The organism is Calyptranema fuscum S582 (genome assembly GCF_055793305.1).
Genome location: NZ_JBSLYH010000023.1, coordinates 37,565 through 51,024 on the forward strand (window position 1 = coordinate 37,565; position 13,460 = coordinate 51,024).

11 protein-coding genes are annotated in these 13,460 nt (G+C 48.0%); all 11 read left to right on the plus strand.

The window, feature by feature from the left end:
* Window positions 1-11 precede the first annotated feature (11 nt).
* The 11 genes from ACR6Z4_RS16570 (at window position 12) to vioD (ending at window position 13,431) form a co-directional block, all read left to right on the plus strand.
* Window positions 12-839 carry a class I SAM-dependent methyltransferase gene (locus ACR6Z4_RS16570; RefSeq protein ID WP_479718406.1) on the plus strand — a complete coding sequence of 276 codons (828 nt, stop codon included), beginning with the start codon at window positions 12-14 and terminating at the stop codon, window positions 837-839.
* Between the two features lie 204 nt (window positions 840-1,043).
* A complete protein-coding gene (locus ACR6Z4_RS16575; RefSeq protein WP_479718407.1) occupies window positions 1,044-2,495 on the plus strand; it encodes a sensor histidine kinase in 1,452 nt (483 codons plus the stop codon).
* Entirely contained in the window at window positions 2,492-4,096 is a 1,605-nt protein-coding gene (locus ACR6Z4_RS16580; protein WP_479718408.1) for a hybrid sensor histidine kinase/response regulator, read from the plus strand. The genes ACR6Z4_RS16575 and ACR6Z4_RS16580 overlap by 4 nt, the downstream gene beginning before the upstream one ends.
* Window positions 4,097-4,481: 385 nt before the next feature.
* The gene (locus ACR6Z4_RS16585) at window positions 4,482-4,931 is read left to right on the plus strand and encodes a hypothetical protein (protein WP_479718409.1); all 450 of its coding nucleotides are present in this window, start codon (window positions 4,482-4,484) and stop codon (window positions 4,929-4,931) included.
* Between the two features lie 293 nt (window positions 4,932-5,224).
* The gene (locus ACR6Z4_RS16590) at window positions 5,225-6,886 is read left to right on the plus strand and encodes an RluA family pseudouridine synthase (protein WP_479718410.1); all 1,662 of its coding nucleotides are present in this window, start codon (window positions 5,225-5,227) and stop codon (window positions 6,884-6,886) included.
* A gap of 418 nt (window positions 6,887-7,304) precedes the next feature.
* The gene (locus tag ACR6Z4_RS16595; protein WP_479718411.1) at window positions 7,305-7,961 is read left to right on the plus strand and encodes a vWA domain-containing protein; all 657 of its coding nucleotides are present in this window, start codon (window positions 7,305-7,307) and stop codon (window positions 7,959-7,961) included.
* Window positions 7,962-7,970: 9 nt separating this feature from the next.
* Window positions 7,971-8,753, plus strand: a complete 783-nt coding sequence (locus ACR6Z4_RS16600) for a PP2C family serine/threonine-protein phosphatase (RefSeq protein WP_479718412.1) — start codon at window positions 7,971-7,973, stop codon at window positions 8,751-8,753.
* The gene (locus tag ACR6Z4_RS16605) at window positions 8,750-10,399 is read left to right on the plus strand and encodes a protein kinase domain-containing protein (RefSeq protein ID WP_479718413.1); all 1,650 of its coding nucleotides are present in this window, start codon (window positions 8,750-8,752) and stop codon (window positions 10,397-10,399) included. The genes ACR6Z4_RS16600 and ACR6Z4_RS16605 overlap by 4 nt, the downstream gene beginning before the upstream one ends.
* Before the next feature lie 111 nt (window positions 10,400-10,510).
* Window positions 10,511-11,029: a GNAT family N-acetyltransferase gene (locus ACR6Z4_RS16610; RefSeq protein WP_479718458.1), complete on the plus strand. Its 519-nt coding sequence runs from the start codon at window positions 10,511-10,513 to the stop codon at window positions 11,027-11,029.
* Between the two features lie 105 nt (window positions 11,030-11,134).
* Window positions 11,135-12,277, plus strand: a complete 1,143-nt coding sequence (locus tag ACR6Z4_RS16615; protein WP_479718414.1) for a histidine decarboxylase — start codon at window positions 11,135-11,137, stop codon at window positions 12,275-12,277.
* Between the two features lie 26 nt (window positions 12,278-12,303).
* Complete coding sequence (gene vioD, locus ACR6Z4_RS16620; RefSeq protein ID WP_479718415.1) at window positions 12,304-13,431, plus strand: capreomycidine synthase; 1,128 nt, start codon at window positions 12,304-12,306, stop codon at window positions 13,429-13,431.
* Window positions 13,432-13,460: the final 29 nt, after the last annotated feature.

Below are 13,460 nucleotides of genomic sequence, written 5' to 3' on the forward strand. Positions count from 1 at the left end.
AGGGCTAGGATATGAAAGATGTCAACCCAAGTATTTGTAGCTATGGTCGTCAAGATCTAGAGCAGCGAAAAGGCTGGTATTCGCCTGCGGCAGAGGCTTACAACCAGGTACGACCCCGCTATCCTGAAGCCGTCATTCAACACGTAGTTGCGATCGCCCAACTCTCTGCCCATTCAAGATTGCTCGAAGTGGGGTGTGGACCCGGAACAGCAACCGTTGCATTTGCTTCACTCGGCTGTTCGATGCTGTGTTTAGAACCCAATCCAGACTTTTTTCAACTTGCCCAACAGAATTGTGAAGCCTATCCTGATGTTGAAATACGCAACACTGCCTTCGAAGAATGGACGGTTGAACCTGAAGCATTTGATGCCGTTTTAGCCGCATCCTCATTTCATTGGATTCCCGCAGAAATTGGCTATCCCAAAGCGGCTAACGCTTTACGACACCAGGGTTCACTGATTTTGCTATGGAACAAAGAACTGCAACCGCATTATCACGTCTATCAACGTTTACGCCCCATCTACGAAGCCCATGCACCGGCTTTAGCACGGTATGAAGATTGGGCAACCCAACAAGACATCATCAATAGCCTGGGGCAGTTCGTCCGCGAATCAGACTACTTTCAAACGGTGATTCCCGGACAGGTAGAATGTCAGGTCACTTATAGCACCGATGAATACTTACGGCTACTGACCACCTACTCGCCTTACCTCAAATTGGAACCGCAGACCCGCACCAACTTACTCAAGGGCTTGCGACAGGTAATTGATCAGGAGTTTGGTGGCAAGCTAGAGCTATCCCATATCTCCGCATTTCACGTTGCCAGGAAAACATCGTGATGCATAGGTGAGAAACACCAGAGCAGAACTTTCATTTCAGACATAGCATAAGTAAGTGATCCCCAAAAGTCATAGTAAAGAATTATCTTTTGTTGCATAACCTGAGGCTGCGCAACAAAACGTCATTAGCTGACGATCACTCTTTCTAAAAGTAAAGTAAATAATTAAAACGACGGGTTGTGCGATCGCACTGGAGTACTCTTCATGCTTGACCTGATCAGAAATTTCTTCGACTCAGATGTATTTATCCCGCATGGACATTGCTATCTCTGGCAGCCCGGTTTGGTCTGGCTCCACGGGCTATCCGATGCATTAATTGCCCTGGCCTATTATTCCATCCCAATCATGCTGTTTTATTTTGTTCGAAAGCGGGGAGATTTACCTTTCATTTGGATATTTATCCTGTTTGCTACGTTCATTACAGCCTGTGGCACAACCCATTTAATGGATGTCTGGACTCTTTGGCATCCTGCGTATTGGCTGTCGGGGGCAATTAAAGCCATCACAGCCTGGGTGTCTGTTGGAACGGCATTAATTCTCTTTCCCTTAATTCCGCACGCGCTAGCATTGCCCAGTTCGACTCAGTTAGAAGCTGCCAACCGCGAACTGGAAAAAGAAATCAAAGAGCGCAAACAGGTTGAAGAAACCCTGCGGCACAACAAAGCGCGCTATCGCGCTATTGTCGATGATCAAACCGAACTGATTACCCGATTTTTACCCGATGGCACATTGGTTTTTGTCAATGCAGCCTACTGCCGCTATTTCGGGTTAGTTCAAGACGAGATTGTCGGCAGTTGCTATCATCCATTAATTTGGCCAGACGACCAGGAACAGGTAGACCGGGCTGTTGCATCCATGAGTATCGATAACCCCGTCATCACGATCGAAAACCGGGTGGTTGTTCAAGGGCAGATCCGCTGGACTCAATGGATTAATCGGGCATTATTTGATGCTCAGGGGCAAATTATAGAGTTCCAGTCTGTGGGTCACGATATCCACGATCGCAAACAAGCTGAAGACCAGCTTCAAGCATCACTCAGAGAAAAAGAAGTATTGCTCAAAGAAATTCATCACCGAGTTAAAAACAATCTACAAATCGTCTACAGCTTACTGCGGCTGCAACGGCGACGACTGCGCGATCAACAGACGGCTAGCTATTTGCTTGAAAGCCAAAACCGCATCGAATCGATCGCCCTGATTCATGAAAAACTCTATCGCTCTAAAGACCTTGCCCGAATTAATTTTGCCGATTACATTCCCAGTCTGGTTAGCAATCTTTTCAGCAGTTATAACGTCAGTCATAACAACATCACCCTCAAAACTGAGATTGAACCAATTACCTTGAATATTGATCAGGCAATTCCTTGCGGGCTGATTATTAACGAGCTGGTGTCTAACTCGCTGAAATATGCGTTTCCTAACGCTCAAGCAGGACAACTGTCCGTAGAATTTCGGGCTGAACCGCAACGGACTGAGTTAGTTTTGGTCGTGCGCGATAATGGGGTAGGAATTTCTCAACCGATTGATCTGCAAAATCCTAAAACATTGGGTTTACAACTCGTTCAAGATTTTGTCATTCAACTGAAGGGTAAGATTCAAACTAATCTTCAAATGGGTACAGAGTTTTGGATCACGTTCCCAGGGGGGGCGCTATGACCGATGATGCAAATGCTACTCCAACATCCCTGATCCGAGTTTTGATTGTCGAAGATGAACGGGTAGTCGCTAGAGATATCAAAGATTGTCTAGAAATCCTCGGCTATGAGGTGCCTGCGATGGTTGCTTCTGGAGAAGACGCTATTCAGCAGGCAAGAGCGTTACGCCCGGATGTCATCCTGATGGATATTCGCTTGGAAGGGGAAATGGATGGCACCGAGGCGGCACGGGTCATCTGGAACGAACTGCGTATTCCGATTATTTATGCGACAGGCTATTCCGATAAAGCCACAGTCGATCGGGCAACCGAAACCGAACCGTTTGGGTATATTCTCAAGCCCATCAAAGAGCGCGACTTATACATTGCCATTCGCACAGCTTTACAACGGTACGGTCAAGAAGTTCGCTTAAAAGAAGAACACGAACAAGTTAAAGCCATTCTTACCACGATTGGGGATGGGGTAATTGTTACAGATGATAGCGGGCGGGTGAAGTTTCTCAATCTTGTCGCGGAATCGCTAACGGGATGGAAATTGCAAGAGGCAATAAACCGCCCCTTGCTCGATATTTTTCTGTTGCTGCATGAACAAACTCATTTGCCGATTGAGAACCCTGTGATGCAGGTGTTGCAAACGGGTAAAACCGTCTATTTAGTCAATCCAGCATTGTTAGTGACGAAAGATGGCAGATATATTCCTATTGCTGATAGTGCGGCACCGTTGCAAAATGACTCCGGCACTATCACGGGGGTTGTGGTCGTTTTTCGCGATGTGGCAGAGCGGCAATTGTTGAAAGAACGAACCTTGGCACTGCAACGCGCCCAACTTTTAGAAGGGCAGTTAGAAGAACTGCAACGGTTAAATCAACAAAAAGACGACTTTTTAAGCATGGTTTCCCATGAGTTGCGATCGCCCTTAGCCAACATTAAATTATCCATTCATATGTTGGAACGGAATTTAGATCAGACGGTCTTCTCATTACCCAACGATGAAGGGAGTTCGCAATCAGCACGGGTTGCCCGCTATCTCAAAATTTTGCATGAAGAGTGCGATCAAGAACTGGATCTGGTGAACGACTTATTAGAAATGCAGCGCCTGGATGCGGTTGCGATCGCCATCGAGCAAACTCCAATTAACCTACTGGAATGGATTCCGCAACTTACAGGAGCCTACCAGGAAAGAATGCAGTCACGCCAGCAACAGTTGCAAGTTGTGCTGCCGTCCAGTCCATCGCCGCTGGTTTCAGACATTTCTATCTTGACTCGTGTTTTTAGCGAATTGCTAACCAATGCCTGTAAGTATACGCCTCCGGGTGAAACCATTACGCTGAGTGCGAACTGGGTAGACGATCGCCTGCGGATGGTGGTCAGCAACTCCGGTGTCGAACTTCCAGCTGATGCCCTTTCGCAAATTTTTGAAAAGTTTTATCGCATTCCCGGTAGCGATCGCTGGAACCAGGGAGGAACAGGGTTAGGGTTGGCGTTGGCGAAAAAACAAATTACCTATTTAAGTGGGTCTATCTATGCGGAAAGCGATACAAACGAGGTGCGCTTTGTGATCGAGTTGCCCAGCCTTGCTTCTAGCCCCTTGAGCTGGCAGTAAACCTGTCTGTGCCCCACCTCCCCTGTTACAAAATTTAAGGTTCGCACCATAGCGTATTGGTTTGGGCTGTGAAATTTGGCGGAAGTGCCGCGCAGTGCGCGGCACTTCCGCCAAATTTCATAGCTGGATGCGGTAATCTCCGCGAGGTTCAGTCCAGAAACGACGGTATTGTGGGACGCTCCGCGCCCCACAATACTGGACTGCATCAACCCGCACAGTGCCATAGGCATAAATTGATTTCTAATAAAGTTTAATCTGCACAAAAAATGAACCCTATCTATCCGGATCTGAGTAATAATGGGAGTGGATATTTAGGAATACAGGGTGTGGCGATCGCTGCGACCGCAATTGATTGGGGCAGTCCTTTTTCTTTGCACACTCATTTATGTTGAAACCTTTTAAGATAGCCTTTGCGACTGTAGGAACCGTCTTGATGGTTACCAGTGTGTCCGTTGTTTCAGGAAGGGCACAAGAGTCAGACATTCAACAACCTTCAGACACTCAAAGCAACTATTTGGCAATGCGGCAAGCCTATTGCTCGCAAAATTGGAGCGAGGCACTTCAGTTTTCTGATTTGTTGCTCAATTCCAACGAACTTCAGCCCGACTATCGGGAAATGATTGTCTCGTTTCGTGAGCGGCTGCAAACCTACCAGGACACGAATGCCGAGTTTGAAAGCATCTCCGGATGTGAACCGATCGTCAATGCCGATGAGCCGAGTCCCAGTCCAACGCCTCAAGTTAGCGATGAGCCGAGTCCCAGTCCGACCCCCCAAGCCAGCGATGAGCCGAGTCCAACCCCTCAAGACACCCAAGACAATCAATCCCAGGGATAACCGGGATAAAAAGAGGTCGCCCGATATCGCTTACACCACTGGGTTGACATAGGAAATTGGCAGAGCAGCGGCACGGTGTGCCGCTGCTCTGCCAATTTCTTCGCGTTCTCCAAACCGTTTAACCGAGCGCAGCCCCACACCCCCAATGTCCTAACCCTCTACTCAATTGCTCCACGATGCAAGGTAGTAGTATTCATGTCATGATTTTTTTGTGGCGCGGGCGTTGCCCGCGCCACAAAAAACTATGACTGTTTTAGGACTACCCGATGCAAATGGTCGGGTTGAGTCAGCGCATGACGACCATGTATGATCTAACCGATTTTTTGGGTGGGACAGTTGATCCGCAATCTCCCCCAACCTATTGGTATAGCGGGCAATGTTCTCAGACCGGAGCCGTGCTGAAACTGCCTCGTACAGGTTTGGCAGAGGCGATCGCTGAGGGATTGATGCGACAGTTATCGAATGATGAACGATACTCCAACGAAGGCAAAATGTATGGCGTATTGTTGGTCAAATTGCCGACCGGAGACTTACGAGTTCTCAAAGCATTTTCGGGGTTACTCAACGGCAATGCCTGCGTTGCAGGCTGGGTACCTCCAATTCCGGGGCGCGATCGCGTTGCGTTTGATGAAGCATTGACCCTGGCACGACTGAACGACATTAACCAAACTTTAATGACGTTGCAACAGCGTCCAGAATGGCAAGACTATCACCAGCGATCGCTGGAGTTTGAGCATCAATTAAATACGCTGCGTCACCATCATCAGCAACGTAAAGCACAACGTCATCAACAACGCCAGGAGTTTTATCAAACCTTATCTGAAGACGCATTAGCGATCGCACTGGCACAACTCACGCTTGAAAGCCAAATCGATGGGATTGCACAACGACAACTAAAACGCCAGCGAGACGCTGTTTTAAACCCCCTGAAACAGGTGATTGCCCAACTTGAATGTCAGATACGAGATTTGAAGCAGCAACGCAAAAGTCTGTCGCGATCGCTGCAAGCCCAAATGCACGCCAACTACCAACTGACGAATTTTTTAGGCACCTCCATTTCACTTCAGCAGTTGATGCCGGGAGGGGTGATGCCTACGGGCACAGGTGAGTGTTGTGCGCCCAAACTACTGCACTATGCTGCCACCCATGACTTGCAACCTGTAGCAATGGCAGAGTTTTGGTGGGGGTCTACGACTGCAAATGGCGATAAAGTGCAGGGTCAGTTTTATGGCGCTTGTTTAGACCGCTGTCAGCCGTTGATGGGATTTTTGTTATCTGGCGTATCGCAGCGATCGCCGTCCTGGGTTCAGCCGACCACCGATCTGACACTCTCGATTGTGTATGAAGATGACCAGGTCATTGCTGTTAACAAACCTGCTGGGCTTCTCTCCGTTCCGGGTCGATATCGCGATCGCCAGGATAGTGTGCTTAGCCGTCTCCAGTTGCACCTATCGCATGGCTCCAGCTTGATGGCAGTCCACCGTTTAGATCAAGATACCTCTGGCATTTTATTGATTGCGCGCGATGCCCAAAGCCATCGCCAACTCAGCCAGCAATTTCAACAGCGACAGGTGACGAAAGTCTATGAAGCCCTGTTATCCGGCGAGATTTCTGTAGATCGGGGGGTGATCGATTTACCACTCTGGTCAGATCCGAGCGATCGCCCCTACCAAAAAGTGGATACTCAGCGGGGTAAACCAAGTCAGACTCAATTTCATGTGTTGGCTAGAGAAAGCGATAGGACACGGGTCGAATTAATCCCAAGTACGGGACGAACGCATCAACTGCGAGTTCATGCTGCCCATCCCCAAGGGTTGGCAACCCCAATTTTGGGCGATCGCCTGTATGGACGAGAAGGACAGAGCGATCGGCTTTATCTGCACGCCAGAGAATTACGCATTGTCCATCCCCAAACGGGACAGACCCTACATTTGATAACGCCAACGCCGTTCTAGTACACCAACTTAAAAGTTATAGAGGGGGTGGAGGGGGTAAAACCCCCTCTTGGGGGCGCAGCCCCCAAACCCCCATGTTGCAAAATTTCGTGTTTGCAACATTAGTGGTCTGTCAATTAAACATTAATGGTTAAAACGGGTGATGTGCCGCGCTTCGCGCGGCACATCACCCGTCAGAAACTACTGGACAACGCACGAGACTCCGTTACGCCCTATATCGTAGCTCTACGCAGGAGAGAGGGATTCTGAGAGCGGTTTATATCCTATTAAAAATTTGAATCAATCCTACTAATAGCATTTTTGAATGAATTATTTGGCAATAAAACACTATCTGTGGGGCGATCCCGATTTAGCTCAAATTTAATCCCTAAAACAAGCGATAAAATTTAGGAAAAATCGAACCCAGTTAGAGGATCTAATGCCTGTAGGATTACCCGAATTTGTTGAAAACCCAGAGAATCGCTGTCCGGTGATTCTGTTGCTCGATACCTCTAGTTCTATGTCGGGTCAGCCGATTAAGGAATTGAGCCGGGGAGTAGGCGTTTTCAAGGAAGATATTCAAAGAGACACAAAAGCCTCATTAAGTGTCGAAGTGGCGATCGTCACCTTTGGACCCGTGCAATTGATCCAAGATTTTGTCACCATTGATCATCTCACCCCGCCACAGTTGGTCGCCGATGGTTATACACCCATGGGCGAGGCGATCGAGTATGCCGTTAGCTTGCTAGAAGGTCGCAAAGAAGTGTATAAAGCCAATGGCATTCAGTACTATCGTCCCTGGATTTTCCTGATTACCGATGGTGCGCCAACCGATGGCTGGCATAATGCGGCGCAGTTGGTCAGACTGGGCGAAATGGAACGTAAATTCTGTTTCTTTGCTGTCGGTGTGGAAGGGGCAGACCTGAAAACTCTGCGCCAAATTGCTCCACCCGAACGACCGCCGGTATTGCTGGATGGCATTGATTTTCAACCCTTGTTTGTCTGGCTCAGCACGTCTATGAAACGGGTATCGAGTGCCAAGGTGGGCGAGGTGATGGCACTGCCACCCGTGGGCTGGGGACAAATTACAACGTAAGGAGATTTTGTGGCCTGGAAAGCGATCGCTCGTTCGGTCATTGGCACCAGTCATCAACAACAACAGCTTCCCTGTCAAGACTATGGCAATAGTCAAACCCTAAACGACATCGTCATAGGGGCAGTTGCCGATGGAGCGGGTAGCGCTCAGTATTCTGAACAGGGCGCTAAAATTGCAGTGGCGATCGCCCTCAAGTTTTTAGCTAGCACCGAGGCATGGTTGCAACAACGACAGCGTTCCTGGCTATCGTTGCCCGATCTACCCTCTCCCGATCTGGTTAATAAACTATTTACTAAAACGTTGACACGGGTTATTTCTGCGTTAGAAAAACAAGCCGAGCTCGACCAATGTCCGGTCAATGAGTTAGCGTGTACGTTAATTGCCTTTATTGCCACTCCCAACTGGGTTGCTGCCATGCAAATTGGGGATGGGTTTATGGTCGTTCGCTGTAAACACCAGGACTATCAACTGTTATTTAAACCTGATAAAGGCGAATTTGTGAATGAAACCACCTTCGTCACTTCAAAAACTGCTCTAGACGAAATGCAAGTACGCCTGCTAACTGGACCACAAGAATTTATTTGTGCTTCAACGGATGCGCTCGAAAGAGTTGCCATTCGGCTGAGTGACTGGACACCCTTTCCACCATTTTTTAAGCCTCTGGAAGAGTATCTGTGGGAAACACCGCAACCCGAACACGATGATGCCTATCTGATTCAGTTTTTAGAATCGGAACGCCTCAACGATCGCACCAATGATGATAAGACCCTGTTGTTGTGTCTCTTGCCATGAAAGTTCTCACCTGCGTCAGCACAGGTCAATCGATTACATTAACGCAACAAATTGCCAGCAGTGGCGAAGGAGAGGTATGGCGGACTAGTCAAACTGGCTATCTGGCAAAGGTTTACTATTCGCCATCGCCCGCCCGAATGCGCAAACTCGATGTCATGGTCGCCCATCCACCGATTGACCCTAATGCCCAGATCCATCACATCTCGTTTGCCTGGCCCCAGTCGCTGCTCAAAGATGGCAATGGTAAACTTGTTGGCTTTTTGATGCCTGCGATCGCCAATAGTGTGGGCTTATTGGATGTCTACAATCCCCAACGTCGGCAAAAAGTCCTGCCTGGATTCAACTGGCTATACTTGCATACAACGGCGATGAACATTGCGTCGATCGTCTGGGCAATTCATCAAGCAGGCTATGTGCTGGGAGATATCAAACCGCAAAACATTTTAGTTAACAATCAAGCCCTGCCTGCGGTGATTGATACGGATTCCTTTCAAGTCCGTCATCCTGAAACCAAGGAAGTGTTTTATTGTCCGGTGGGGTCAGAAGGCTTTACCCCGGTTGAATTGCTGGGAAAAGATTTAGCCCACTTAGAACAAACGCCGATTCATGATCGGTTTCGTTTGGGTGTGATTATTTTTCTGCTGTTGTTTGGCGACCATCCCTTCAAAGGCAAATGGACAGGGGCCGGGGATTCTCCAGAACCCAATGAATTATTGCGTCAGGGATTTTGGCCCTATGCTGCCAATAGTTTGATTCAATCGGGACCGTTGACCATTCCCTTGGGGGTGGTTCATCCTGCTATTCAAGACTGCTTCTTGCGTTGCTTCAACCAGGGACATACTCAACCGGAATTGCGCCCAACCCCCGAAGAATGGGTCAAAGCGATGAGAAGTGCGATCGCAGAACTGACTGTTTGCTCGAAGGTCAAAACCCATTGTTATAGTCAGACCTACGGTAAGTGCTATTGGTGCGAACGCAAAGCAACATTGGGTGTTGATATCTTTCCGATGGTGACGAAACCATCCTTCAAACGTAAAGCGAACGGTTTGCCTAATTTCAAGACGGCAACAGAAACGTTAAAAAAGCGACTCAAACAACCGACTCCGATCACCCTTAAGTACACTAAATCTGACGTACTAAAAACGATCAGGATTCGTCTTTCCAGTACCAGTAATAGTGTGTTAGAACAACTGGCACAGTTCAAAACCTATCTACCCGAAAAAGCCCTAAAACGGCGATCGCTGTTTCCGCCAACCCCAGCCAAACGCCCACCATCTCCGGCTTCACCCGTTGCTACGCCGACCCCTGCCATTTCGATTGCGACCCCGGCTCCGGTGACAAAACCGCTGGCAACTCAGTCCCAAACCCGCACACCTGTCATTTCTTCACCCTCAACACCATCCTCACCATCAGCACCATCCCAGACATCAACCCAGCCATTCGCCAAGCGATCGGCTAAACCGTGGCTCAAACCCGCCCTGATATTGGGTATGGTTAGCCTGGTATTGGCAACGCCCATTGCTTTGAGCCATACTCAGATTGATGGTGAAGCACTGGAATCGACCGTTTTTGGTGCCTTGCTTTGTATCGGTCTGGTCATCATTTGTTTTTTCTGGCTACGAGTTCTCGATAAAAACAAACCTTAACTTCAGCAGAATCTCCCGTCTAACGTTTGTTGCTGAAAAAAAGGGTTGAAATCCCTTATCTATCAAATACACTTTGATGGGTATCTGCAACAATTAGGAGGCATCAACCAGATGCATTCACTTCACACTGAACGATTAAGCCTGACACCTTGCCAAATCAGTGATCTTGATGCTCTTCACTCGCTCTGGGTTGAGGCAGATATTAGACAATTTCTTTTCGATGATCGTCAAATTTCTATTGAAGAAGCCCGAGCCTTCATCGAAGCAAGCCTTCTTAGTTTTACGCATCATGGCTATGGTATCTGGCTCTTTGCTGAGCATCAAAGCGATCGCATCGCCGGATTTTCAGGGCTACTTCATGTACCACAAGAAGCACCCAGCCTCATTTTTGGCATGCGCCCTCAACTGTGGGGGCATGGTTATGCCAAGGAAGCGACATTTTCTGTCCTGCGTTACGCTTTTGATAGTCTTAAATTAGAGAAGATAGTAGCAGATGTTGACGAGCCTAATGTTGCTTCAATTCGGGTACTTGAAGGGTTAGGCATGACTCAAAATCGCAGAGCGATTGTTAACAAACGCCCGTTAATCTACCATGAACTGCATAATATAGCAATCTCAAATGGGTTGTGAAAAGTGCGCCTTTCAAAACAAGAATGATGGATTACTCAAGCGCCTTGCACTTGAGTAATCAGACTGGGTATTATTTCATCCTCAATCCTTAAGCATGTGTGAGCTATGTCAGGTACATCTCAACAGACCGATTGGACGTTTGAACTACAATCTGAAACGCCCGTCCAGACGATTTTGAATCAATTTCAGCAGTGGATTGCTCAACGCTCAGAGTTCTATGCAGGGTATCCAGACAACTTGAATTATGACTATGCATCACTGCGAGATTTCTTTCAATATAGTTTGATCAATGCCGGTGATCCGTTTGCACAAACAGACTGGGATCTGCATTCGAAAGCATTTGAGCAACACTGTATTGCCTGGTTTGCTCAGCTTTACGATCTAGAAGACTATTGGGGATATGTCACCAGTGGGGGAACTGAAGGCAATTTTTACGGCATGGTATTGGGTCGAGAGCGTTATCCAGACGGTATTTTGTACTCGTCTCAAGCCAGTCACTACTCGATTCACAAAGCTGCCTATCTATTCAAAATTCCCCACGTCATTATCGATACACAACCTTCGGGTGAAATTGACTATGAGCATTTGAAACAAGAGCTTTCAGCCCGACAAGAGGTCAGTGCTATTGTCAATCTCAATTTAGGAACGACGATGAAAGGCGCTGTAGATAATGTTGAACACGTTGTCGAGATCTTACAGCAGCTGAATATGCGCTTTCATCTCCATTGTGATGGTGCCCTGGGTGGGCTGTTGCTGCCGTTTATCGAAGGCGCACCTACCATTAGTTTTCAACACCTGCCAATTGGAAGTTTAGCCATTAGTGGCAATAAGTTTGTGGGTGCTCCCGTTCCTCATGGCATTGTGTTAGCCCCGCGATCGCTGATTCATCCTATTGGTGCAGCGGTTGAATATATTGGCTGTACAGATACCACCATTTTAGGTGTGCGGAATGGGTTGGCACCCTTATTTCTCTGGTATGCATTGCAAACACGAGGTAAGCATTTTCCTGAAGAAGTAGCAAGCTGTATCAACAATGCTCACTACTTGCGCGATCGCCTTGATCAATTAGGATACAACCCCATGCTCAATCCCTTTTCCAACACGGTGGTATTTACCAAACCCACGCCAGCCATTTGTGACAAGTGGCAACTAGCAACTGAAGGCACACTGGCTCATATTGTGGTGATGCAACACTTTTCTCAGCAAAAAGTAGATCACTTCATCGCTGACCTGGCTGACCATCGCTGACCATACTTGCAAATGGAATACCCTTTATGACTGAAATAGCACCTGCTTTATTGGAAAATTGGCTGCGTGAACACTACTTCACAGCTGAAATTGATATGAGTAGTAGTGGCGTAGAAGATTTTTCCTTAGCCCAATTGCGATCGCAGCTTGGCATTACTCTGGCAGATCTGGATGACATCGTCTTCCATGATAGCCAAACGCTGGGAGGTTGGGGCTTACGAGAGGCGATCGCTCACCGTTGGGGCAATGGAGATGTGGCGAGTGTGATGGCAACCAACGGGTCTAGCGAGGCGATCTATCTGTTAATGCACGCCTTACTGCAACCGGGTGATGAAGTAGTGGTGATCGAACCTTGTTATCCGGCACTCGTCCATATTGCTGAATCGATTGGCTGTCAGGTCAAACGCTGGCACCTGCGGTTTGAACAGCACTTTGTCCCGGATCTGGACGCATTAAAGTCTTTAGTCAGTGCCAACACTCGTATGGTGGTCGTGAACTTTCCCAATAACCCCACAGGGGCTTCGCTGACGCACGCTCAACAACTTGAACTCATCGATATCGTTTCGGCGACAGGCGCTTACCTAATTTGGGATGCTGTCTTTGCTGAGATCGCCTATGGCGATGCGCCCCTACCCGATGCCCGTTCTCTTTACGAACGAGCCGTTTCTCTTGGCACTCTTTCTAAAGCCTATGGTTTACCAGGGTTACGGGTGGGTTGGTGCTTCGCTCCCAGCGATGTGTTAGAACGGTGTGTCCATCTACGGGATTACACGACCATTTGCCTATCACCCTTGGTGGAATTTATTGCCGAGCGATTCATTGCCCAAGCCGACTACTTTTTCAACCTGCGGTTTCAACAAGCCAAAACTAACTTAGAACTCCTGACAGAGTGGATGACTCACCATTCAACTCAGGTGCAATGGGTTCCTCCCCAAGGAGGAGTGTCTGTTTTTCCTAAATTTCTTAATGTGGATAATACCGAACTATTTTGTCGGACCTTAATGGCACAACAGGGAGTATTGTTAGCTCCGGGTACGTGTTTTCAACATCCTAGCCATGCCCGCCTGGGATTTGGCACGTCAACCGTAAATTTTCAGGAAGGACTGCGACGGTTATCAACGGCGTTATCGCAAGAGCTCAGGAATGGAAACTAAATAACGTCGAGGCTGTATTGTACGGGCGA